At 68.9% G+C, this 22,831-nt stretch carries 20 protein-coding genes and 3 pseudogenes; 13 read left to right on the plus strand and 10 right to left on the minus strand.

What is annotated here, in order from left to right; all coding sequences use genetic code 11:
- Nucleotides 1-13: 13 nt before the first annotated feature.
- Nucleotides 14-148, minus strand: a pseudogene (locus tag OH768_RS08055) (transcriptional regulator); the annotation flags it as partial.
- 311 nt (nucleotides 149-459) lie between these two features.
- On the opposite strand from OH768_RS08055, the gene OH768_RS08060 reads away from it, so the two are divergent.
- Nucleotides 460-1,290 carry an alpha/beta fold hydrolase gene (locus OH768_RS08060; protein WP_406451492.1) on the plus strand — a complete coding sequence of 277 codons (831 nt, stop codon included), beginning with the start codon at nucleotides 460-462 and terminating at the stop codon, nucleotides 1,288-1,290.
- A 65-nt stretch (nucleotides 1,291-1,355) separates the two neighbouring features.
- Here the strand turns inward: OH768_RS08060 and OH768_RS08065 are convergent, their stop codons facing one another.
- Nucleotides 1,356-2,177, minus strand: coding sequence for a helix-turn-helix domain-containing protein (locus OH768_RS08065; protein WP_406451494.1), 822 nt, complete (start codon nucleotides 2,175-2,177; stop codon nucleotides 1,356-1,358).
- Between the two features lie 201 nt (nucleotides 2,178-2,378).
- Here OH768_RS08065 and OH768_RS08070 point away from each other — a divergent pair, with 201 nt between their 5' ends.
- The 3 genes and pseudogenes from OH768_RS08070 to OH768_RS08080 form a co-directional block, all read left to right on the plus strand.
- Nucleotides 2,379-3,254 carry an NAD(P)-dependent oxidoreductase gene (locus OH768_RS08070; protein WP_406451496.1) on the plus strand — a complete coding sequence of 292 codons (876 nt, stop codon included), beginning with the start codon at nucleotides 2,379-2,381 and terminating at the stop codon, nucleotides 3,252-3,254.
- A 75-nt stretch (nucleotides 3,255-3,329) separates the two neighbouring features.
- The gene (locus OH768_RS08075) at nucleotides 3,330-4,244 is read left to right on the plus strand and encodes an SDR family NAD(P)-dependent oxidoreductase (protein WP_406451498.1); all 915 of its coding nucleotides are present in this window, start codon (nucleotides 3,330-3,332) and stop codon (nucleotides 4,242-4,244) included.
- 77 nt (nucleotides 4,245-4,321) lie between these two features.
- A pseudogene (locus tag OH768_RS08080) lies at nucleotides 4,322-5,269 on the plus strand (IS481 family transposase); the annotation flags it as partial.
- Here the strand turns inward: OH768_RS08080 and OH768_RS08085 are convergent.
- Together OH768_RS08085 and OH768_RS08090 are read right to left on the minus strand one after the other, a co-directional pair.
- The gene (locus OH768_RS08085; RefSeq protein WP_317880310.1) at nucleotides 5,228-5,530 is read right to left on the minus strand and encodes a transposase; all 303 of its coding nucleotides are present in this window, start codon (nucleotides 5,528-5,530) and stop codon (nucleotides 5,228-5,230) included. The pseudogene OH768_RS08080 and the gene OH768_RS08085 overlap by 42 nt on opposite strands.
- Nucleotides 5,531-5,702: 172 nt before the next feature.
- The gene (locus tag OH768_RS08090) at nucleotides 5,703-7,154 is read right to left on the minus strand and encodes an NF041680 family putative transposase (protein WP_406451500.1); all 1,452 of its coding nucleotides are present in this window, start codon (nucleotides 7,152-7,154) and stop codon (nucleotides 5,703-5,705) included.
- Between the two features lie 296 nt (nucleotides 7,155-7,450).
- Here OH768_RS08090 and OH768_RS08095 point away from each other — a divergent pair, with 296 nt between their 5' ends.
- From OH768_RS08095 to OH768_RS08110, 4 genes and pseudogenes are all read left to right on the plus strand, one after another.
- Nucleotides 7,451-8,326, plus strand: a complete 876-nt coding sequence (locus tag OH768_RS08095) for an IS5 family transposase (RefSeq protein ID WP_406465187.1) — start codon at nucleotides 7,451-7,453, stop codon at nucleotides 8,324-8,326.
- A 78-nt stretch (nucleotides 8,327-8,404) separates the two neighbouring features.
- Nucleotides 8,405-8,698 (plus strand): annotated as a pseudogene (locus OH768_RS08100) (hypothetical protein); the annotation flags it as partial.
- A 92-nt stretch (nucleotides 8,699-8,790) separates the two neighbouring features.
- Nucleotides 8,791-10,014: a cytochrome P450 gene (locus tag OH768_RS08105; protein WP_406451502.1), complete on the plus strand. Its 1,224-nt coding sequence runs from the start codon at nucleotides 8,791-8,793 to the stop codon at nucleotides 10,012-10,014.
- 94 nt (nucleotides 10,015-10,108) lie between these two features.
- A complete protein-coding gene (locus OH768_RS08110; protein WP_406451504.1) occupies nucleotides 10,109-11,596 on the plus strand; it encodes an MFS transporter in 1,488 nt (495 codons plus the stop codon).
- A 43-nt stretch (nucleotides 11,597-11,639) separates the two neighbouring features.
- On the opposite strand, the gene OH768_RS08115 is transcribed toward OH768_RS08110, so the two are convergent.
- The 4 genes from OH768_RS08115 to OH768_RS08130 all read right to left on the minus strand — a co-directional run bounded on the left by OH768_RS08115 (nucleotide 11,640) and on the right by OH768_RS08130 (nucleotide 15,149).
- On the minus strand, nucleotides 11,640-12,734 hold the full coding sequence (locus tag OH768_RS08115) for a 2-keto-3-deoxygluconate permease (protein WP_406451506.1): 1,095 nt from the start codon (nucleotides 12,732-12,734) through the stop codon (nucleotides 11,640-11,642).
- 136 nt (nucleotides 12,735-12,870) lie between these two features.
- Nucleotides 12,871-13,590 (minus strand): SDR family oxidoreductase, encoded by a 720-nt coding sequence (locus OH768_RS08120; protein ID WP_406451508.1) that lies wholly within the window; start codon nucleotides 13,588-13,590, stop codon nucleotides 12,871-12,873.
- Between the two features lies 1 nt (nucleotide 13,591).
- Nucleotides 13,592-14,695 (minus strand): cyclase family protein, encoded by a 1,104-nt coding sequence (locus tag OH768_RS08125; RefSeq protein WP_406451510.1) that lies wholly within the window; start codon nucleotides 14,693-14,695, stop codon nucleotides 13,592-13,594.
- A 4-nt stretch (nucleotides 14,696-14,699) separates the two neighbouring features.
- On the minus strand, nucleotides 14,700-15,149 hold the full coding sequence (locus tag OH768_RS08130; protein WP_266880000.1) for a VOC family protein: 450 nt from the start codon (nucleotides 15,147-15,149) through the stop codon (nucleotides 14,700-14,702).
- Between the two features lie 147 nt (nucleotides 15,150-15,296).
- Between OH768_RS08130 and OH768_RS08135 the strand changes: the two genes are divergently transcribed.
- The 3 genes from OH768_RS08135 (at nucleotide 15,297) to OH768_RS08145 (ending at nucleotide 18,449) form a co-directional block, all read left to right on the plus strand.
- Nucleotides 15,297-16,241, plus strand: coding sequence for a LysR family transcriptional regulator (locus tag OH768_RS08135; RefSeq protein WP_406451512.1), 945 nt, complete (start codon nucleotides 15,297-15,299; stop codon nucleotides 16,239-16,241).
- 68 nt (nucleotides 16,242-16,309) lie between these two features.
- On the plus strand, nucleotides 16,310-17,227 hold the full coding sequence (locus OH768_RS08140) for an NAD(P)-dependent oxidoreductase (protein ID WP_406451514.1): 918 nt from the start codon (nucleotides 16,310-16,312) through the stop codon (nucleotides 17,225-17,227).
- A gap of 118 nt (nucleotides 17,228-17,345) precedes the next feature.
- Entirely contained in the window at nucleotides 17,346-18,449 is a 1,104-nt protein-coding gene (locus tag OH768_RS08145; RefSeq protein WP_406451516.1) for a mandelate racemase/muconate lactonizing enzyme family protein, read from the plus strand.
- A gap of 65 nt (nucleotides 18,450-18,514) precedes the next feature.
- Here the strand turns inward: OH768_RS08145 and OH768_RS08150 are convergent, their stop codons facing one another.
- A complete protein-coding gene (locus OH768_RS08150) occupies nucleotides 18,515-19,537 on the minus strand; it encodes an Rv2578c family radical SAM protein (protein ID WP_406451518.1) in 1,023 nt (340 codons plus the stop codon).
- Between the two features lie 139 nt (nucleotides 19,538-19,676).
- On the minus strand, nucleotides 19,677-21,017 hold the full coding sequence (locus OH768_RS08155) for an MFS transporter (RefSeq protein ID WP_406451520.1): 1,341 nt from the start codon (nucleotides 21,015-21,017) through the stop codon (nucleotides 19,677-19,679).
- 203 nt (nucleotides 21,018-21,220) lie between these two features.
- Between OH768_RS08155 and OH768_RS08160 the strand changes: the two genes are divergently transcribed.
- The gene (locus OH768_RS08160; protein WP_363093907.1) at nucleotides 21,221-21,751 is read left to right on the plus strand and encodes a PadR family transcriptional regulator; all 531 of its coding nucleotides are present in this window, start codon (nucleotides 21,221-21,223) and stop codon (nucleotides 21,749-21,751) included.
- Between the two features lie 20 nt (nucleotides 21,752-21,771).
- The gene (locus OH768_RS08165) at nucleotides 21,772-22,752 is read left to right on the plus strand and encodes an NADPH:quinone reductase (RefSeq protein ID WP_406451523.1); all 981 of its coding nucleotides are present in this window, start codon (nucleotides 21,772-21,774) and stop codon (nucleotides 22,750-22,752) included.
- Nucleotides 22,753-22,831 lie beyond the last annotated feature (79 nt).

The following is a 22,831-nucleotide window of genomic DNA, read 5'->3' on the forward strand; positions in this document are numbered from 1 at the left end:
GCGTTGGATCGTTCTCACGGCGCAGGCCGGGCACACGGCGGCGGCCGCCTCCGGGCAGGCCGATGTCCTTGGGGTCGACGAGGTCACGACGCGCTCGGAGGTAGTTGCCGAGATGGTTGGCGCTCACCTGCTCCACGGTACGAGGCATTCCGCCCCAGCCTGATCTGCCCCGTCGGCTGATGATCTGTGGCTGGGTTTCCTGGTCCTGGCACTACCAGTGTTGAGACGGCCCTGGCTGGGGAAGAGGCGCGGAGTGACCATGGCAGGGAAAGGCCATGCGGAATGTTCTGGTTTCCGCGTCCATGGCCCTATCTGGAAGGTGGCCGCAGTGAGCAGCCCCGAACAACGGAGTCCGGCCGTCGGCTTCATCGGCCTGGGAGACCAGGGTGCCCCACTCCGTCTCCTGCCCATCCGTCGTCCTGCTTTTCAGGACTCCCCTTTCGAGCGGAAGGTTCAGCAATGACCACGATCACCACCGCTGACGGCACGGACATCTTCTACAAGGACTGGGGGCCGCGCGACGGCCAGCCGGTGGTTTTCCACCACGGATGGCCACTGAGTGCGGATGACTGGGACAACCAGATGCTGTTCTTCCTGTCGCACGGCTACCGCGTGATCGCGCACGATCGCCGGGGTCACGGCCGTTCCACCCAGACCTCGACCGGACACGACATGGACACCTATGCGGCCGATGTCATCGCGCTGACCGACGCTCTCGACCTCCAGGATGCCTTCCATATCGGCCACTCGACCGGCGGCGGCGAGGTGGCAAGGTACGCAGCCCGCGCAAAGGCCGGACGAGTGGCCAAGGCCGTGCTGGTCGGCGCGGTGCCGCCGATCATGGTTAAGTCCGCTAATAACCCGGACGGCACGCCGATCGACGTCTTCGACGGGTTCCGCGCCGCGCTCACCGCCAATCGCGCGCAGTTCTACATCGATGTCCCCACGGGCCCGTTCTACGGCTTCAACAGGCCGGGCGCGGAGGTCTCGCAGGGCCTGATCGACAACTGGTGGCGCCAGGGCATGATGGGCGCGGCCAACGCCCATTATGAGTGCATCAAGGCCTTCTCCGAGACGGACTTTACCGAGGACCTCAAGCAGATCGACATCCCCGTTCTGGTCTGCCATGGCACAGGCGATCAGGTCGTCCCCTACGAGGACTCCGGACCGCTTGCCGCGAAACTCCTCAAGAACGGAACACTCAAGAGCTACGAGGGCTACCCCCATGGGATGCTGCAGGTCCACCCGGACGTCCTGAACCCCGACATCCTCGCCTTCCTGGAGTCCTGAGGGTGCTCGTGTTCTGTCCACGGAGGTTAGGGACAGCGGCTGGTCCTGGGAGCCGCGTTGGATCGTTACGTACTGAGGGTGTCGGTGAGCTGGGCCAGTTTCTGTGCGGAAGGACTACCGGGATCGGCGTGATGTACGACGAGGAGCTGGCCGTCAGTGCCAGCGAGTAGGAGTCGTTCGTAATGCAGCTCCAGCCGTCCCACCTGGGGGTGGTCCAGCTTTGAGGCGCCGGCACCTCGGGGGCTGACGTCGTGGCGCGCCCATAGGCGGCGGAAAGTCTCGCTCTCTGCGGAGAGTTCGTTCACCAGCTCCCCGACGCGTGGATCGCTCTCGTTCGAGCCGATGAGGGCGCGCAGACTGGCGACGGCGCGGATGGTCATCTCTCCCCAGTTGAGGTACAGGGAGCGCATACGCGGGTCGAGGAAAGCGGACCGTATGGCATTGGTGCCTGGCTGGTTGCTGGGAGCCAGTGCGATGGCCAGGGAGTTGGCCGTGAGTACATCCATGTAGCGGTTCAAGACCACCGCAGGGGTGCCCGCCCAGGATGTGCTGATCAGTTGCTGAATGCCGAGGGGAACGCGCTCGTCGTCCAGGGGCGGGCGGCTATGCCGTGGAGTGGGAGTGACGAGGGCGTGCAGGTGCCGGGTCGCGTCCAGGTCAAGCTGGAGGACGCGGGCGAGGGCGTCCAGCACGGCCGGTGAGGGGTTTTGGTCGCGTCCTTGTTCCAGGCGTAGGTAGTACTCGCTGCTGATGCCAGCGAGCAGGGCGACCTCCTCACGGCGCAGGCCGGGCACACGGCGGCGGCCGCCTCCGGGCAGGCCGATGTCCTTGGGGTCGACGAGGTCACGACGCGCTCGGAGGTAGTTGCCGAGATGGTTGGCGCTCACCTGCTCCACGGTACGAGGCATTCCGCCCCAGCCTGATCTGCCCCGTCGGCTGATGATCTGTGGCTGGGTTTCCTGGTCCTGGCACTACCAGTGTTGAGACGGCCCTGGCTGGGGAAGAGGCGCGGAGTGACCATGGCAGGGAAAGGCCATGCGGAATGTTCTGGTTTCCGCGTCCATGGCCCTATCTGGAAGGTGGCCGCAGTGAGCAGCCCCGAACAACGGAGTCCGGCCGTCGGCTTCATCGGCCTGGGAGACCAGGGTGCCCCTATGGCCCAGGCGATCGGGGACCGTGGTTTCGACCTCCACGTATGGGCCCGGCGCCCGACGTCGCTGGAGGCGATGGCCGGCATCCCGCACACCGCTCATGCCACGGTCGTCGATCTCGTGGCCGCCAGCGACATCCTGGCGCTATGCCTGCGCGATGACGGCGACATCTGGGACGTCCTGAACACCCCTGGGGTACGCGAGCACCTCCGGCCGGGGACGGTGGTCGTCAATCACGGCACCGGAGATCCGGGCGAGAACGTGACGATCGCCGAGTCGCTGTACGGCCTCGACGTCTTCTACCTGGATGCTCCGGTCAGCGGCGGCGGCCCAGGGGCGCAGGCCCGCACCCTGACCACGTTCGTCGGCGGCGACGCGGTCGCCTTCGATCGGTGCACACCGGTACTCGCCACCTTCTCCACCCGCGTCAGCCGCATGGGTCCGGTCGGGACCGGTCAGATGACCAAGCTCCTCAACAACGCGATGACGATGTCGAACCTGAAGAACGCCGTGGACCTGGTCCGCCTCGCCCAACAGCTTCACGTGGACATCCCGGCCCTCCTCGACGTGATCCGCGACAGCAGCGGTGGCAGCGCCTCACTGCGCGCGCTCGGCACCGTCATCACCCCCGAGAACGCCCTCCACCTGCAGGGCCTGATGCGCAAGGACATCGAGCACTTCGCTGACACCGTACGGGCCCACGGCCTCGACGCGGAGGAACTGCGCCGCCGTGCACTGGCCGGCGCCGACGGCCTGGTCGATGCGGTCACCCTCGCGACCTCACCAGCCCACCCGGCCTGTCCCTCCCCATGACCTCTCTGATGCCCTCCCCGCGCTGAGCCCCCGGGTACCTCCCGTCCCGCGCATTCTCGCGAAAGAAATCTGATCATGACTCGCATCACGACCCCCTTCGGCTTCTCCACTACGGCTGACGAAGTAGCCCGCGGCATCGACCTCTCCGGACGGCGGGCGATCATCACCGGCGCCACCTCCGGCATCGGCATCGAGACCGCCCGGACCCTGGCAGCCACCGGCGCCCAGGTGACGCTGGCCGTACGCAACACGGCAGCAGGTGAAGCAACCGCTGCCGACATCACCGCGACCACCGGCAACAAGGACATCCACGTCACCCGCCTCGATGTCGCGGACCGGGCTTCGGCGGACGCCTTCGTACAAGCGTGGGACGGGCCGCTCCACCTCTTGGTCAACAACGCCGGAATCATGGCCACGCCCGAACTCGAACGCACCCCCGAGGGCTGGGAGATGCAGTTCGCCACCAATCACCTCGGTCACTTCGCCCTGGCCACCGGCCTGCACGACGCACTAGCCGCCGACGGCGACGCACGAATCGTGGCTGTCAGTTCCAGCGGACATCTGATCTCCCCGGTGGTCTTCGACGACATCAACTTCCACTACCGCCCCTACGATCCGTTGCTGGCCTACGGGCAGTCAAAGACCGCCACCGTGCTCTTCGCCGTCGAAGCCACCCGCCGCTGGGCAGCCGACGGCATCACCGCCAACGCCCTCATGCCCGGAGCCATCGCCACCAACCTCCAGCGCCACACCGGCGGCCTCAGGACCCCGCCCGAGCGCCGCAAGACGCCCCAGCAAGGCGCCGCAACCTCCGTGCTGCTGGCCACCTCTCCTCAACTGGAGGGCATCGGCGGCCGCTACTTCGAAGACTGCAACGAAGCCGTCCCGGTCACCGACGGCAACGGCTGGGCCGGTGGAGTCGCAACCTACGCACTCGACACCGCCAACGCAGAACGCCTCTGGGAGGAGTCCCTCCGCCTCCTGTCCTGATCCCCTTCTCCACCCACTCGCGGTCGGTCGCACCAGCGCGCCCGGCCGCCGCTATGTGCTGATTCAGAAAGACGTTCATGCCTCACCGCAATGCGCCCCTGACCGAAACCGGCCGCCTCCGACTGGCTCTCTGCGTCATACGAGATGGCTGGCCGCTGAGACGGGCAGCCGAACGCTTCCAAGTCTCGCCCACTACCGCTAAACGATGGGCGGACCGCTACCGAGAGGAAGGCGAGGTCGGCATGCGCGACCGGTCCAGTCGCCCCCACCACAGCCCGCGCCGTACTCCGACCCGTATGGAGCGGCGCATCATCAAAGTCCGTGTTCTACGCCGCTGGGGCCCAGCCCGCATCGCCTACCTGCTCGGCCTCAATCCCTCCACCGTGCACCGAGTCCTCAGCCGATACCGCATCGCCCGCCTGTCGCACCTGGACCTTGCCACGGGACGCGTCATCCGACGCTACGAGCACACCGAACCAGGCGACTTGGTACACATCGACATCAAGAAGCTCGGAAACATCCCCAACGGCGGCGGCCATCAAGTGCTGGGCCGCCAGGTCGGCCGCAAGAACCGTATCGGCGGGGGCTACAGCTACCTCCACAACGCAGTAGACGACCATTCCCGCCTGGCCTACAGCGAGATCCTCGCCGACGAGAAGAAGGAGACCGCCTCCGCATTCTGGGCCCGAGCACAGGAGTTCTTCATTCGGGCCGGGATCACCGTCCAGCGCATCCTGACCGACAACGGCTCCTGCTACCGCTCACGCACGTGGGCAACCACACTGGCTGATGCGGGGATCGTGCACAAACGCACCCGCCCCTACCGCCCGCAGACCAACGGGAAGGGCGAGCGCTTCAACCGCACCCTCCTCGACGAATGGGCCTACACCAGGCCCTACCTGAGCGAGCAGGAACGCCGCGACGCGTTCCCCGTCTGGCTGCACAACTACAACCATCACCGGCCACACACCGCTCTGAAGGGGCTACCACCCGCCAGCCGCGTCCCCAACCTCTCGGGTCAGTACAGGCACTACCCGCCGCTTGATCCCGTTGTCCACGAGATACCGGATTGCATCGAGCATGGCCCGGTGGCGGTACCCCTCCGATCGGCCGCCCCGGCCACGCATCCAGCCCGGCACCGGAAGTAGCGGGCGGACCACGGCCCACTCCCCGTCCGTCATGTCCGTCGGGTAGCGAGGCTGCCGCGTCCCGTTGCCGGCGGCGTTTCCGAACCGGTGAGCCAGACAGTCGCACTCCCAGGTGACCGCGCTGGACTGCCCGGCCATCGGCACGCACGACTGCTGCACCAGGCCTCCTGCTGCTCGGCGATTCGACACCAACGAGCTGTTCAGGAGGCCCTGTTCCTATGCGCCCAGCGCCCCGCGACCACCCGATCGGGATTCCCGTTCGACGCGCATCTCTCAAAATCGAAAAGACAACAGCTTCTTACCTTGATCATTAACCTCGCTGCTGTTTCAGGCGGACGTGTTCGGTAAGGGTTTCGATTCGTTTCACGGTCTTCCCAGGTTCGTGACGTGGGGCTGACCTGCGGTTCTTCGAGCCGGGTGGGCGTCCGGGTCCGGGCTTGGAGGGTCTGGGCACGTCGGCGGGACGGGCGGTCTTCACGCGGAGGTGGCGGAACCCCCGGCGGACCCGGGCAGGGGTGAGCCGACGAGGCTGCGCCGGCCGCTCCCAGGGCCGACGAAGATCCTCGGCGAGGGGCCGGGCAAGGCGGAGTTGGGTGTGGGCGGCGATGATCAGCCACGTCCACAGGTCGGCCGTGTGCGGATCGCGGACCTTGGGGACGGTCCAGCCCAGGGTCTGTTTGAACAGCCGGAAGGTGTGTTCAAGATCGAACCTGCGGAGGAACGCCTGCCAGCGCAGGTCGATGTCTGCGCCGGTAATCCCGGTGCGTGAGGACCACAGCCACACCGGCTTCGGGTCGCGGTCACCGGGCAGGTGCTCAACTTTCAGCCGGATCAACGTGCCGTGGATCAAAGGGAGTTCACCGCAGTGGTCGAGCCAGGGGCCACGGGCCTGCAATCGGGGGTGCATCCGGTCCCAGGCGAGGGCTTCGGCCGTGCCGTAGCGGGTGGTGTCGCACGTCGTGGCCTGGTCGGGGGTGTGCCAGGACTCCGGCTTGGAGAAGGTGAGGACGCCGCCGTGCTTGCGGGGCTGTCCGCCGCGCGGGGTGGAGCGGCGTGGGCCGGCGTCCCGGAGCATGACGCGGTCCGAGCGGAGTCGGCCGACCAGCTCGACGGGCAGGTCGGCAAGGACGTAGGCGAGGCGGGTGACGTCGTAGCCGGTGTCCATGACGACGAGGATGTCCGCGTCGCCCGGCCGCCACTGCCCGGCATGCACCAGCCGGGTGATCACGTCCCGCAGCTGGGTGGCGGTCACCGCGGTGGCATCGTCGCACGGCCCCAGCCGGACCGCGTCCAGCACGGCCGTCCACGACGTGCGTCCCGTCTCCAGCGCGGCGACGAAGGAGTAGGGCCAGCCGGGGATGAACTGATCCGCGCTGCGGCCCCGTCCGTAGACGTGGCAGAACAGCAACTCCGGGCTGGTGGGGGCATCGGGCCGCAGCCAGTTGCTCACGTCCACCGCGAGGACGATCCGCCCGTCGGCGGCACGCGGCAGCGGCGTGGAGGCCAGCAGCCTGCGCAGACGGCGCGGTTCCACCCAGCCGTGGTTGACCGCGTCGTACATCGCTCCGTGCCCGCGCCGGTGCTCGGCCGTGAGCGTCAGCTCGACCAGCGAGGTGACCGGGCCGTCCGAGCACAGCACCGCGTCGGTGAGCTCGAAGAGCGCATCCGCCCGGGTGTAGAGGCAGTCGTAGAACTGGACACGAAAGTGGGACAGGACACCCAACGCGGCGTCAGTGGACTGTTCAGCGGCGAGACTCTTCACCAGCGGCCGTTCCTTCACGCGACGTTGCTCGACACCTCGAAGCGTGAAGAACGGCCGCCCTGCTGTCCCGGGAACGAACCAAGATCAGCGGGTCAGGTGAACGGCCGAGGTTAAACACCAAGCTTACTGAGCGTTTGGTCCGGTCTCGGCCGAGTCGGGGCCGTTTCCAGAGTCCTGCGGCGCCGGGGTGGCTGTGCTTGACGGGGCGGTCGACCCGTCCGCGACGCCCGGGAATCGTTTCGTTCCGACTGCTCCTGTCTGCTCCCAACACGCCCCCGAGCGCCGCCTTTTGACCGCTGGCAGGGCCGGCCGCGGTCGGCTACTTCGCAAACACGACCCCGCGCGGCCCCTATCCCAGAGACCTGTCGGACGCCCGCCGGGAACTGATTGAGCCCGTCCTGACATCCTGGCGGGACCAGCGCCGCGCCCGCGCACTGGACATCGGCCGACCGCCCGAACACGACCTGCGCCAGATCATGAACGCCATCCTGTACGTGGACCGCACCGGCATCCCCTGGCGCTACCTCCCGCACGACTTCCCGCCCTGGGCCACGACCTACGGGTACTTCGCCAAGTGGCAACAGGACGGGGTGTTCGAGCAGCTCACCGGCCTGCTGCGGCGCCTGGTCCGCGAAGCCGAGGGCCGAGGCGCGGAGCCGTCGGCCTGCGTGCTGGACTCCCAGACCATCAAGACCTCCGCCAACGTGCACCTCGCGGACCAGGGCACGGACGCCGGGAAACGGATCATCGGGCGCAAGCGCCACCTCGGCTGCGACACCCTCGGCCTGCTGCTGACCGTGCTGGTCACCGCCGCCAGCGTCTCCGACACCGCAGCCGGCGTGACCCTGCTGTCCCGCATCGCCGCCGCCCACCCGCACATCACGAAGGCCTGGGTGGACGCGGGCTACCGCACTACTGCCATCGAGCACGGAGCCCGCCTCGGCATCGACGTCCACCCCGTCCAACGCCCGCCCGGCGCCCGCGGGTTCACGATCATCCCGAGACGGTGGACCATCGAGCGCAGCATCGGCTGGCTCATGCACCACCGACGCCTCGCCCGCGACTACGAGACACACCCGCACCGCTCCGAAGCCATGATCCACCTCGCCATGATCGACCTCATGGCCCGCAGACTCACCGGCGAAGCCACCCCGAACTGGCGCGGAACCTGACCCGAAACCAAACACGAATCACCGGACCAAACGCTCAGTTAGCGCACTATCTGACATGGATGTTCCTCAACCCCCGCCGAGCAGGCCCACGGCCCGACTGCTGGGTCGTTCGTCACCACCCGCGCGACCCGAAGCCGCCACATCTCCTTCGGCCACGATCCGCACGTGTGCCCCGGTGCGGCCCTCTCCCGCCTGGACGCAGGAGTGGCCCTGCCGGCGCTTTACGCCCGTTTCCCCGACCTCGCGCTCGCGGTCTCCCGCCGTGAACTGCGCAACAAGCCTGTGGTGACGCAGAGCGACCTCTACGAGCTGCCGGTGCGGCTGCGGCAGCTCTTCCGAGATCCGCCAAGAGGAGGATTCCGATCCGCATAGGACACCGTTACAGTGACCTAAGTCTTCGTAACCTAAGGCGCTGTAAGTCCTGGTGTCGTCCCACGCCCTCCCAAGCCCCCACAGGAGTAGCGGTGAACACTCCGCCCGGAAGCCACGGCAGCATCGAACTCCCTTCCTTCCCCGGACTACGCTCGTCCGCCTGCCCCTTCGATCCCCCGGCCGAGTACACGCAGTGGCGTCTCGACACGGGGTTACCGCGCGTGCTGACCTCGCACGGCAGGACCGCCTGGGCGGTGACCCGCTACGAGGACGCCAGACTGGCGCTGGGCGACCCGCGGATCAGCGCGGACGTCCGCCGGTATCCCGTGATGGCGCCCAGCGCCCAGGACGCAGAAATGCCGCCGGCGTTCCCGCGCCAGGACGACCCCGACCACGCCCGCACCCGACGGATGCTCACCGGCGAGTTCACGGTCAAGCGCATGGAAGCGATGCGGCCACAGCTTCGCGATCTGATCGACCGCGTTCTCGAAGAGATGACCGCCGAGGGACGACAGCCGACCGACCTCGTGCGCGCCTTCGCGCTGCCCGTACCCTCGTTGGCGATCTCACTGCTGCTCGGAGTGCCGTACGAGAACCACGCGTTCTTCCAGGAGCACGCCGCCACCCTCGCTCGTCTCGACGCGAAGGAGGACGAAAGGACGGCCGCGCGGCGGGAACTCTTCGACTTCATCGTGGCGCTGGTGAAGCACAAGGAGCGCGAACCGGGCGACGACCTCATCAGCCGGCTGCTCGTGGAACGCGTCGCCACCGGAGAGCTGAGCCACGAGGAAGTGGCCATGATCGCCCAGATCCTGCTGCACGCCGGGCACGAGACCACGGCCAACATGATCGGTCTGGGCACCCTGGCCCTGCTGTGCGACCCCCACCAGGCCGCCCGGATCCGCGACAGCGACGACCCGGGTGTGGTCGCGGGCGCCGTCGAAGAACTCCTGCGCTATCTGACCATCGCCCAGGACATGGTGTGGCGGGTGGCTGCCGAGGACCTCACCATCGGAGGCCAACTCGTGCGAGCCGGGGACCTGTTGACCATCAGTCTTCCCGCCGCCAACCGGGACGGCTTCTTCCGGAACCCCGACGACCTCGACATCGGCCGCAACGCCCGCGGCCACCTCGCCTTCGGCCACGGCATCCATCAGTGCCTCGGACAGTCCCTGGCCCGCGTCGAACTGCAGGAGGCCTTCCCCGCACTCCTGCGGGCGCTGCCGGACCTTCGCCTGGCGGTACCGCTCGAAGAGGTCGAATTCCGGCACGACATGGCCACCTTCGGGGTCCACGAACTGCCCGTCCGCTGGTGACCTGATCCGCGGCGCCTCCCGGCGCGAGAGTTTCCCCTGATCGTCCATTCCGTACGGCCGTCGCAGGCGGCTCCCCCACACGGAGGCCTGATCCATGTCCCCCTCGAACCCCGCACTCGCCGGCACGGCGAAACCCGCCCACTTACGCACGAACACCCTGGTGGCGGTGCTCGCCTTCGCCGGGATCACGGACGCCCTGACGCAGGCCCTGGTCTTCCCGATCGTCCCTCGCCTCCCGCAGTACCTGAACGCCCCCGCGTCGGACACCGCCTGGACCGTCACGGTCATCCTGCTGTGCGGTGCCGTCTCCACACCCGTGATGGGGCGGCTCGGCGACATGTACGGCAAGCGCCGCATGCTCCTGATCAACATGGGGCTGCTGGTGGCGGGTTCGGTGATCTGCGCCCTGAGCGACTCCCTCACCCCGATGATCATCGGTCGCGCGCTGCAGGGCCTTGCGAACGGGATCATCCCCCTCGGCGTCAGCATCCTCCGCGAGGAGACCCCGGTCGTGCGCCTCCCCATGGCGACCGCCGTGATGCTCGGCTCTCTCGGGGTGGGCGCCGCCGTGGGGCTGCCCACCGCCGCGCTCATCGCCGACAAGGTCGACTGGCACCTGCTCTTCTGGATCGGCGGCGCCCTCGCGGCCGTAGCAACCCTGTTCGTCGTCCGGTACATACCCGAATCGAAGGTACGCACGGGCGGACGCGTCGACATCACCGGCACGGTCGGCCTGGCAACCGGCCTGGCATGCCTGCTCCTCGCGGTCTCCAAGGGCGAGGACTGGGGCTGGGACGACGGCACCACGCTCGCGCTGTTCGCCGCGGCCGCGATCGTCCTGCCGCTGTGGGGCTGGTTCGAACTCCGCACGCCGCACCCCATGGTGGATCTGCGCACCGCCGCACGCCCCCAGGTGCTGTTCACCAACCTCGCGGCGGTGGCGATCGGTTTCACGCTCCTGGCCATGCAGCTGGTCCTGCCGCAGGTCCTCCAGCTTCCGAAGGCCACCGGCTACGGGCTGGGTACCAGCCTGGTCGTCACGGGCCTGGTCCTGGCCCCACAGGGACTGATGCTGATGGCCGCCTCCCCGCTCTCCGCCCGCGTCACGAGGACCAGGGGGCCGAAGTTCACCCTCATGCTCGGCTCCACGGTCATCGGACTCGGCTACCTGCTCTCCATGGTGATGATGTCCGAGGTCTGGCAGCTCATCGTCGCCTCCTGCGTCGTCAGCGTCGGAACCGGTCTCGCCTACGCCGCCCTGCCCACGCTCATCATGGGCGCGGTGCCCCTGTCGGAGACCGCCGCCGCGACCAGTCTCAACACGCTGATGCGGGCGATCGGCAACACGGTCGCCAGCGCCGTGGCAGGCATGGTCATCGCCCACATGACCATCGGCTTCCATGGTGTCGAACTGCCCTCGGAGAACGGGTTGCGGGCCGTGCTGGCCATAGGTGTCGCCGCCGCGGCCGCGTCCTTCGCCATAGCGGCCCTCATTCCGCGCTCATGGGCGGCCAGCGCCACCCCGACCCCTCGTTCCGTCGTGGAGACAGCCGTGGGAGGGCCGACCCCTGACGGTGCCTGACGGTCGGCGGGAGGTCGAGTGGTGACGGTCCGTCAAGCACCGATCAGGGCCGCCGGGGGCCGCGGTCCCCGGCCCGGGTCTGCTCATGCGTCGGAGTGATCCCGTCGTTCCGTTGCGCGCCATCGGCGACCGGATCGCCGTCGGCACGGGTCGGCTTGGACAGGGCGTGCGCGTCCTGTCCGGCCAGCGGTTTCGCGGTGCGCGCCGCGACGTATGCGGTGCCCAGGGGCGCGAGGATCGCGGTGACCACAACGGAGGCGGCGACCAGCACCGTGGCGGAGGCGGCGGCTTCCCGGTAGGCCGGATTGACCTCGGCGACGATCGCGGGCACCACGATGGCGCTGCCGGCCGTCGTCGCCGCCGCGACCCCGGCCACACCGGTTCCGCCGGTGAGCCGGTCGACCGAGAAGAGGAACAGGCCCGTCCACAGGAACACGAACACGCCGAGACCGATACCGAGGACACCGGCCTTCCAGACGGCACCCAGGTCGATCGTGCTGCCCAACGCGAAGGCGATCAGGGGGACGAGACCGCCACAGACAGGTGAAAGCCAGTCGCGCATGCCGCGGTCGATGTTGCCCAGGACCGCGCCGACGACCAACGGCAGCACCGCACCCAGCATGGCCTGCCACGGGAAGGCGGCGAGTCCCGCCGCGCCCAGGGTGAGCATGGTGAAGAACGGGCCGGACTCGATGGACATCACGCCGTAGGCGGCAGCGTCCTTGGACCGGCCGAACTGATGCATCAGCGTGACGAACATGGTGCCGTTCGTGTCGTTCATCGACGCGACCAGAGCGAGCACCGACAACCCGGCGAAGGCGCCGGAGGAGATCTCGCCCTCTCCCAGGAACCTGGCCGCCACCACACCGACAACCAGGGCGCTGAGGATCTTCGCCCCCAGCAGGGACCCGCCCTTGATCAGGATCTGACCGGTGGATCTGAACTCCAACGTGGTGCCCAGGCACACGAAGAAGGCCGCGGAGAGCGGAACGGCCCCGGACAGCAGACCGCCGGTGAAGGAGCCGAAGAAGCCGCCGGCCGAGGGCCAGACGGTATGGCCGACGGCGCCGACGAACAGCGGGACCACCATGGTGCCGCCTGGTATCCGGTCGAGCGTGGCCTTGATGGGTATCTGCATGGCGTGCTCCCCTCTCTCGTCGAGGTGGAACGGCAGGGTGTGGGTCAGCCGCGTGTCCGCGCCGACCGCGGCCGGGCAAACGGGTGGTCTGAACGTGCATGGCGTCGCGGGGCAGACGGGAATGTGACGACAGGGCCTAGGCAGGAGCGACGCCCACCGTCATGCCGCCGCAGACGTAGAGGGTCTGGCCGGTGACGAATCCCGCCCGCCCGCTGAGGAAGAAGCAGGCGGCATGGGCGACGTCTTCCGGGGTGCCGACGCGTCGTACCGGCACGGACCGCACGATCGCCTTGGTGCGTGGCGCGTCGGCCGGATTGGCGCGGTTGAACAGTTCGGTGGCGATGGGGCCGGGACCGATGGCGTTCACGGTGATGCCGTGCTCACCCAGCTCCAGGGCCCAGACGCGGGTCAGTCCGATCAGGGCGGCCTTGGAGGCCGCGTACGCGGTCCGCAGTTCCTTGCCGAGCGCGGCGCGTGAGCTCATGTTGACCACACGGCCGAAGCCGGCCGCCTTCATTCCCGGCAGCACGGCCTGGGTGCACTGGACGGCGCAGCGCAGGTTGAGCGCATGGGCCGCGTCGACCTCGCCGAGTGTCGTCTCCTCCAGTCGCTGCGGGAAGACGGCACCCACGTTGTTCACCAGGCGGGTGACGGGCCCGCCGGCCAGGACTTCCGCCAAGGCGTCCGCGGTGGCGTCGGGGTCGGACAGGTCCGCGGTCACCGACTGACCGGCCGGCGCCCGGTCCCGGTCGATGACCGCGACGTCCCAGCCGAGGGAAAGTCCCTCCTCGACAATGGCGCGGCCGATGCCGGACGCTCCGCCGGTGACCAGGAGCCGTTCGGTGGACTGTGTCATGTCAGACCGTCGCAATCGGGGTGACCGGGGAGCCGGTGGCGCGGGGCAGGCGCAGAGGCGGTGCGGTGAGCAGGCAGCGTGAGCGACCCGTTCGGCGCAGGTGCCGGGCCAGGTCGGACAGCCACCACAACTCTCCGAGGTGGATGCCCAGTTCGAACAGGCAAAGGCGGTGCAGGGGCAGCACGGGCCGCCCCGGCTCCGCTTTCGGATCGGGGAAGGCTTCGACGGCGTGGTTGTCGGCCGCGATGGCCGCCACACCGCTGTCGCGGATCCATGCCCGCAACCGCGGGTCGCTCCCGTCCAGGACGGCGCAGTCACCAGTGGCGTCAGGCCGCGGTCGGCCGCTCCCGTCGATCAGGTTGCGGGTGAAGCCCGTGTGCAGGAGGAGGATGTCGCCCGCCTCGACCGTCACCCGGTCGAGGTCCAGGACGGCCGCGAGCTCCTCGTATCCGATGGCGGCGCGGGTGGTGCCGTAGTGGGCCTCAAGGTCGACGAGTACGGCGCGGCCCTGCACTCCGTGGCCGGCGAGGTGGCTGATGTCCACGGGACCGGCGTCGGAGCTGGAGGCCGTGCCCTGCGCGATGCCCTCGATGTCGGCGAGGCTGGCCGCGCCTGCCCGAGCGGCGCCGACCGGTCCGGTGACGTCCGTGCCCGCCCGCCATCCGTTGTAGTAGACGGTCTCGGGTGTGCCGTCGCCGTCGGCGTCGAAGCAGGCTCCGATGTGTCCGAGGGCGTCCCACTGGGTGGAGTACTGGGTGTGCAGGACGACCAGGTCGTCGTTGACGACGTCCGTGGCGCCGGGGTGGGCCACGCCCATGCCGCAGTTGAAGTTGACCGCTCCGGAGCGAAGGGTGGGACGGACCACCGGGGGAAACCGGTTCGGGCCCAGGACCGTGCCGCCGGGCTGGTCGAGGGCCAGCGACAGGCAGAAGGTGATGCCGTCGTGCACCTCGGCGAGCCCCTTGCGCACCTGCTCGGGACCGACCAGGTTCATCCGTCCCAGAACGTCGTCCGGGCCGAAGTCTCCCCAGGTGGAGCGGTCCGGTCTGGTGCGCCAGCGGTTCTCGGGCGTCCGTCCGGCGGGAGCGGTGGATGGGTGGGACACGGCGTCAGTCCATCAACTGGTGGATCTCGATCACGTTGCCTGCCGGGTCGGTCAGGAAGATCTGGTCCCAGCCCTTGACCGCCCACTCGCCGTAGTCGGCGAACGGAACGTTGTTTTTGGTCAGGTGCTCGCGCACCTCGGCGATGTTGTCGGTGCGGAATGCGAAGTGCCCGGTCAGCAGGGGGTTGATGGAGTGCCCCATGCGGGGACCGAGATAGGCCTGACGACGGCTGGCGTGGATCTGCAGTTGGTCGCGGCCGCCGTCGCCGGCCTCGAAGAAGGCGACGTTCTGCCGCCAGGCGCCCTCCCCCTGGGACTCGTCCTCGTCGTGACCCTCGTGGTCGATCATCGGCGGCAGGGGCGACATGGGCAGGCCGAGCACCTCCGAGTAGAAACGGTGCAGCTCGCCCATGTCGTCGGAACACACGTTCACATGCTGCAGACGAAGATCCATGCCGGTCTCCTTCTCCTCGGTTCCGCGATGCCGGGCCGAGAGCTCCTGCCCCCGGTGAGAGGCATCCTCGCCCAGGAGAATTAACGGGTCCAATACCAATCAGCTCATCACTTGTAACCTATGGATATTAATGAGGGGAGTGGAATCGTGGACTTGCGTGACCTGGAAGCCTTCGTGGCGGTGGCCGAGGAACTGCACTTCGGACGGGCCGCTGCCCGACTGCACGTTGCCCAGCCGCCCTTGAGCAACCGCATCCGGCGCCTGGAGACCGAGCTGCGTCTGCAGTTGTTCGAGCGCAGCACCCGTACCGTGGCGTTGACCGACGCAGGGGTGCGGCTGCTCGATCCGGCGCGTCGCACCCTCGTCCAAGCCGCCATGACCCGTGAGATCGCCGCGTCGATCGTTTCGGGCGAAGAGGGGCGCGTACGCACCGGCTTCGCGGGCGCGTCCAGCCAGCGTCTGTTGCCGCTCCTGGCCACGGCCGTGCGCCGCACCCACCCGCGCATCGAGCTGGTACTCCAGTCCCAGACCTACGTCTACACAGCCCTGGAGGAACTCCTCTCGGGTGCGCTGGACCTGGCGTTCGTGCGTCTGCCCATTGCCCATCCGGAGCTCAGTTCCCGCGCCGTCGAGCTGGAGGAACTCGTGTGCGCGCTGCCCGCCGACCACCCGTTCGCCGACCGCGAGCGCATCAGGCTCGGTGATCTCGCCCGGGACGACTTCGTCAGCCTGCCGCACGACCAGGGCTCGATGCTGCAGTCGACCATGGTCTCACTCTGTCACTCGGCCGGCTTCCGGCCGCGCATCGTCCAGGTCGCACCGGACTCCAGCACCGTGCTCGCGCTGGTCGCCGCGGGGGCCGGTGTCACCATCACGCTCAGCTCCGTGTGCCCCGTCCAGTCGGTGGGTCTGGTGTACCGGCCGTTGGAGGGCATCCGGCCCAGTCATCTGGTCTCCGCCCTCGCCTGGCGGACCGACAATCCGTCGACCGCCCTGGCGCGAGTCGTCGAGGTCAGCGAGTCGGCGCTGCCCACACCAGATTTTGACGGGTTGGGTATTGATACATCGCTCATTGGTATTGGCCAGGTTTAGATAGGCGGGCGTAGCGTCCCTGTCACCCGGAGCCCCGTAGACCAGGCGTCTGCACGAAGGAGCGATCGATGGCGACGCAGCGACCGGACCCGGCATCCACGACCGACGCCGGCACATCGTGCGTGACGGTGACCTTCGTCGGCGTCGGTGCGATAGGACTGCCCATGGCGTGCCGTCTGGCCGCCGCCGGATTCGCGGTCACGGCCGTCGACCCGAGTCCGCGGACACGCGCACTCGCGCAGGCCGTCGGCCTGCGGACCGCACCCGACATCCCGTCGGTCTCCCTGGGCGATGTCGTCCTGGTCATGGTCGCCACGGGCAGCCAGTTGTTGGACACCATCGCTGCCGCCACCGCCCGCGGCCCGCTGACCGGCCAGACCTGGGTCATCGGATCGACAGTGGGCCCCGAGGACGGGCGCAGGGCCGCCGGTCTGCTGGCCGACGCCGGTGCCCACGTCGTGGACGCCCCTGTCCTGGGCGGCGTACCCGGTGCCGAGCAGGGCAGGCTGCGTATTCTCGCCGCGGGCAGTCCGGCGGCGCTCGACCGGGTCCGCGACGTCCTCCGCCCCCTGGGCGAGATCGCCGAAGTCGGTGACCGGCCCGGCGACGGACAAGCCGTGAAGGTCGTCAACCAGCTGTGCAGTTCGGTGCACTTGGCCGCGGCCGCGGAAGCGCTCTCGCTCGCTTCCCGCCTGGGCCTGGACCCGGCACGGATCGTGCCGATCCTCAGCGGCAGCTCCGGTTCGTCCTGGTTCTTCGAGGACCGCGGCCCGCGCATGGCCACGCCACCCGTCGCCGAGGACGCGCTCACCCGCCTCGCGATCCTCGCCAAGGACAACGACCTGGTCGTGCGAGAGGCGGAGCGGGCCGGTGCCCGCGCGCCACTCGCCCGTGCAGCGGCCGGCCAGTACCGGCGAGCCGCAGAAATGGGACTCCTCGACCTGGACGACAGCCAGATCATCAGAACTTATCTCGCGTCGCAGTAGGTGGCGGCGCCTGTTCTGCCGTGCCGACGGACCCGTACGAGGTCTCCGCTCGCCGACGCCACACCGACCGGCCCTTCGACCGCTGCCGAGTCCGCGCTCGGTCCGCGAAAGGAAGACAATGAAGATCACCAAGATCGAAGCCGTCCCTTTCGCCATCCCTTTCCGCAAGTCGCTCACGTTCGCCAGCGGCGAGGTGCACGTCGCGGACCATGTCCTTGTACGCGTGCACACCGACGAGGGGCTGATCGGCACGGCGGAGGCGCCGCCACGCCCCTACACCTACGGCGAGACCCAGGAGTCGATCGTCGCGGTGATCGGCAAGGTCTTCGCGCCGCAGATCACCGGGCTGTCAGCCCTGGAGCGTGAGGTGATCCACGCGCGCCTGGATCGGACGGTGGGCAATCCGACGGCGAAGGCCGCGATCGACATGGCCGTGTGGGATGTCATCGGACAGGCCGCCGGAATGCCGGTCACCGAACTCCTCGGCGGCTGGTCGGACCGCATGCGGGTCAGCCACATGGTCGGCTTCGCTCCCACCGAACAGATGGTGACCGAGGCGGAGCGGGTTCGGGACACGTACGGCATCACCACGTTCAAGGTGAAGGTGGGTCGCCGGCCCTACCGGCTGGACGTCGAGGCGTGCCGGGCTCTGCGCACGGCGCTGGGCGACGATGTCGAGCTCTACATCGACGGCAACCGCGGCTGGAGCGCCTCCGAGTCCGCGCGCGCTCTGCGGGAGATGGACGATCTCGACCTGGACCTCGCCGAGGAACTGTGCCCCGCCGACGACGTGTTGGGCCGGCGGTGGCTCGTATCTCAGACCCGGATTCCCTTCGTCGCCGACGAGAGCGCACCCACCCCTGCCGATGTAACCCGCGAACTCCTGGGTGGCGGCGCGACCGCGATCAGCATCAAAACGGCCCGCACCGGCTTCACCACCTCGGCGCGCGTGCTCAACCAGTGCGAGGCGATGGGCGTCGAAGTGGTGATCGGCAACCAGATCGACGGGCAGATCGGTACGTTGTGCGCGGTCGCCTTCGGCGCCGCGCACCGGGCCACCACCCGCCGGGCCGGCGAGCTGTCCAACTTCCTCGACATGGCGGACGACCTGCTCACCGAGCCCCTGGTCATCGAGTCCGGAACACTGCGTGTGCGTGAGGGAACCGGCCTCGGGCTGACCATCGACAGCGACAAGCTGGCGCACTTCCGTCTGGACCGCTGAGGCGGGGCCCGGGTCCACGCCCCTGGCGAGAACCGCGCCTGTGGCGAAGGTTCCCCGGCAGTCGCTCAGAGCAGAGTGAGCTGGACGGGTCCGTTTGTGTCCCCCTGACCCTCCGGAGGCGTAACTCGCCACGGGTCGTCCTCCCTACGGACACGGATGCCGAACTCCTCGGCCAGCTGCGTCACCTGACGGACGATCCGCTTCTGGTACCACCTCGGTGCGTACGGCCCGGCGGCGTACATCTGCTCGAACCGAGGCGCCCAGGACGGGTGGTCCCGCCGAACACACTCCATGAACCACTCGCGGGCTCCCGGTTGCAGATACAACACCGCAGGCGTCAGCCACGCGGCACCGCTGGCCGCGATCGCGCGCACCGTTCGGCGCAACTGCCCCGAAGAGTCGCCGAGGAAGGGAATGATCGGCATCATCAGCACGCCGACCTCGATCCCGGCGTCGGCCAAGGTATGGACGGCGTCAAGGCGGGCCGACGGCGGCGGGGTTCCCGGTTCGGCCGTGCGCCACAGGTGGTCGTCGGTGAACCCGACGGACACCGCGACATGAACCCGGGTGACCTGGGACGCCTGCCGCAGCAACTCCAGATCGCGCAGAACGAGGGTGCCTTTGGTCATGACGGAGAAGGGATTGCTGCGGTCCCGGAGGGCCGCCAGGATGCCTGGCATCAGACGGTAACGGCCCTCGGCTCGCTGGTAGCAGTCGACGTTGGCGCCCAGTGCGATGTGCTCTCCGCGCCAACGGCTCGAACCCAGACAGCGGCGCAGCAGCTCCGGGGCGTTGGTCTTCACCACGATCTGCGAGTCGAAGCCGGGGCCCGCGTCCAGATTCAGGTAACGGTGACTGCCACGGGCAAAGCAGTAGGTGCAGGCGTGCGAGCAACCGCGGTAGGGGTTCACGGTCCAGTCGAAGGGCATCTCGGAGCCTTTCGGCACCCGGTTCACGATCGACTTCGCGTGCACCTCGTGAAAGGTGATGCCTCGGAAGTCCGGGGTGTCGAAGGTTCGGGTGCGGACGACCTGTATGCCGAAGAGTCCGGCGCCGCCGGCGGATTCGGTGAGTTCATCCCAGCGCACGATGCCTCCCTACCAAGTCCACTGCGCGAGTTCGATGTTCAGGTCGGGGCCGTCCCATCCAAGGCTGGAGCTGTGGCGATTCACCGCGCTCACCCTCGGCCGCCGGGCCGGGGCATCTTCCCGGAGGGCTCGCGGCTGGTCATGTCCTGTGCCCCTCAAGGTTTCCTCCGTTGCTCGGTCGGCGGGCAGGAACAAGCCGCGAAGGTGCCGTCTCCGGCAGGCGCCAGAGAATGGGCAGGGCCAGGAGAGCGACGCCGGCGACCATGATCCCGGGGACGAGACGCCATCCGGTGCCGTCGATCAGAGCCTGGGAGGCGTACGGCGTCAGGCCGCCGAAGATCGTCGTAGCGACCGTTGCCACGGCGAGCCCGCTGAGCCGACCGGCGACCGGGAACTGCTCCGGAGCGGAGGAGGCACCCACGGCGCTGACACCGCCCGCCACGAGAGCCAGGACCACGGCTCCGACGAGGGCGAGCACGGCATGTCCGCCGGTCATGAACGCGAACATCGCCACCGGCAGGACCAGCGACAGAACACCGAAGACCACGAGAGTGGGCCGCCGCCCGAGGCGGTCGGCCATCACACCGGCGAAGGGCGTGACGACGATGACTGCGGCGGAGGCCAGTGTCGCCAGCCACAGTGCGTCACTTTCCGCGAAGCCGCCCACGGACGTGAGGTAAGTGGGGACGTAGGTGATACCCACGTAATAGGTGATGGACCCCAGCGCGGAGATCGTGAACGTCCGGTACAGCGCCGGGCGTTGGGTTCGCAAGGTCTGCCTGAGCGGGCCGCGGTCGGCGCCGTGCGCCTGCTGGAGCTGCTCGAACGCCGGGGACTCCTGCATGGTGGAGCGCGCTATCAGGGTGCCCGCCGCGAGCAGGGCGCCGAAGAGGAACGGGATGCGCCAGCCCCAGGAGTCCAGCGCCGGGCCGCTGGTCAGCGCGGTGGTCAGGGCGGCTGCGCCGACGGCGAGGAGCGCGCCGACCTCACTGGCGGCGGAGGCCAGGGACGCGACGAGGCCGCGCCGCCGGGGAGGGGCGCCTTCGACGAGGTAGGTCATGACGCCGGTGTACTCGCCGCCCACCGAGAAGCCCATGACGCAGCGCAGCAGCAACAGCAGGACGCCCGCCGTGGAGCCGATCTGCTCGCGCGTGGGCAGCAGGGCCGTGACCAGCATGGCCACCGTCATGACGGACATCGAGGCCAGCAGGACCCTGCGCCGCCCAAGCCGGTCTCCGACGTGACCGAAGACCAGCGCGCCGAACGGGCGCATCACGTAGGCGATGGCGAAGACCGCCAGTGCGGTGAGGACGGACGAGGCTCCCGAGCCGAAGAACACCCTGGACAGCACGGTGGTCATGAACAGGTACAGCGTGAAGTCGTACCACTCGACCACAGTCGAGAACGCCGCGACCGCCATGGAGGAACGCGGCAGCCCGGCTGCGTGGCCCTCCTCGCGCGGCAGAGCGGGCGAGGTCACCGGCGGAACGGCGGCAGAGGATGAATGAAGGTCCATGGTTCGGGGCTCTCGGGGAGGTCGGCGGCGTCCCGGACGGGGCGCGCCTGCGGGGACGAGCTGAGCTGCGGGACGTGCGGGCCTCGACGGTGAGGCGAGCCGTCGTCGACCGTAACATCGATTCGATGTGAATATCGATTCGATGACACATGTGAGAAGATGGCCGCATGCTGGAACTCGCGATACTGGGCTTCCTGGCCGAGGGCCCCCTACCGGGCCATGAGCTGCGCCGACGTGTTTCGGACCTGACCGGCTACACCCGGCCGGTCAGTGACGGCACCCTCTACCCGGCCATCAACCGCCTCGCGAAGGCGGGCCTGCTGGAACGGCGGGCCGATCCGCGCGCGGGTGCAGGCCGCTACATGCTCAGCCTGACCGAGGCCGGCCGCGCCGACATGCTGGAGCGCCTGCGCAAGCCGGCCGACCACGAGATCACCGACTTCACCCGCTTCTACACGGTGCTGTCCTTCCTCTCGCACCTCCCTGACACCGCCGAACAGCACGCGGTACTACGCCGCCGCCTGGCGTTCCTGGAGGAGCCGGTGAGCTTCTTCTACGACGGTGACCGGCCCCTGCGCGCCGAGGAGGTCGCCGACCCCTACCGGCGTGGCCTGCTCCTCACCGCCCGCGCGACCAGCCGCGCCGAACGCGCCTGGCTCCGCGAGGTCCTGGGCGAACAACCGCCTGAGAACCCCTGAAAGACCCCGGAGGCACATCCATGCTCGCGTCCTGGTACGACCGGCAGGGCTCCGCCGCCGATGTCCTGCACATCGGTGAACTGCCCGACCCCCACCCCGGCCCCGGCGAGGTGCGGGTCCGCGTGACCGTCTCGGGCGTCAATCCCGGCGACACCAAGAAGCGGCGTGGCTGGCTGGGCTCCTCGATGCCCTATCCGAGGGTCGTCCCGCACAGCGACGCCGCCGGCGTCATCGACGAAGTGGGCGGCGGCATCGACGCCCACCGCGTGGGAGAGCGGGTGTGGGTGTACGGCGCGCAGTCCTACCGGCCCTTCGGCACCGCCGCCCAGTACACCGTCGTACCGGATCAGCAGGCCGTACGTCTCCCCGACCACCTCACCGACGAGCTCGGCGCGAGTCTGGGCATCCCCGGCATCACCGCTCACCGCGCCGTTTTCGCGGACGGCCCGGTCGACGGCCGGATCGTCCTCGTCCACGGTGTGCTCGGCGGCGTCGGCTCCCTGGCCGCCCAGCTCGCCCGCTGGGGCGGCGCCACCGTCATCGGCACCGTCCGCCATGGCGACGACCTCGCCCACGTCGACGCGACCGCCGTCTCCCACGCCGTCGCCCTGGATTCGGCCGACCCGGCGGCAGCGATCCGCTCGTACGCGCCGGGCGGCGTCCACCGTGTCGTCGAGGTGTCGCTGTCGGCCAACGCCGACCTCGACAACGCGGTCACCGCGCTCGACGCCGTCATCGCCGCCTACGGCACCCACGCCGACCGTACGGAACTCCCCTTCTGGCCTCTGCTGTTCAACAACGTCACCCTGCGGCTGCTCGGCAGTGACGACTTCCCCGCCGTGGCGAAGCGACAGGCCGCCCGTGATCTGACCGCGGCCGCCGCGGCCGGCGCCCTCACCGTCGACGTCGCGGACCGCTACCCGCTGGAGGACATCGCCAAGGCCCACGAACGGGTCGACGCGGGCGGGCGGGGCAGGGTGGTGGTCAGCGTCCCCGGGTGACGGGAGCACAGCCGATCGCCGCGTTTTCAGGGGAGGGGCATTAGTCCTGCGGTACTAATCGCGGCCCGTCGATTCGATG

Source organism: Streptomyces sp. NBC_01622, assembly GCF_045209635.1.
Lineage (GTDB): Bacteria > Actinomycetota > Actinomycetes > Streptomycetales > Streptomycetaceae > Streptomyces.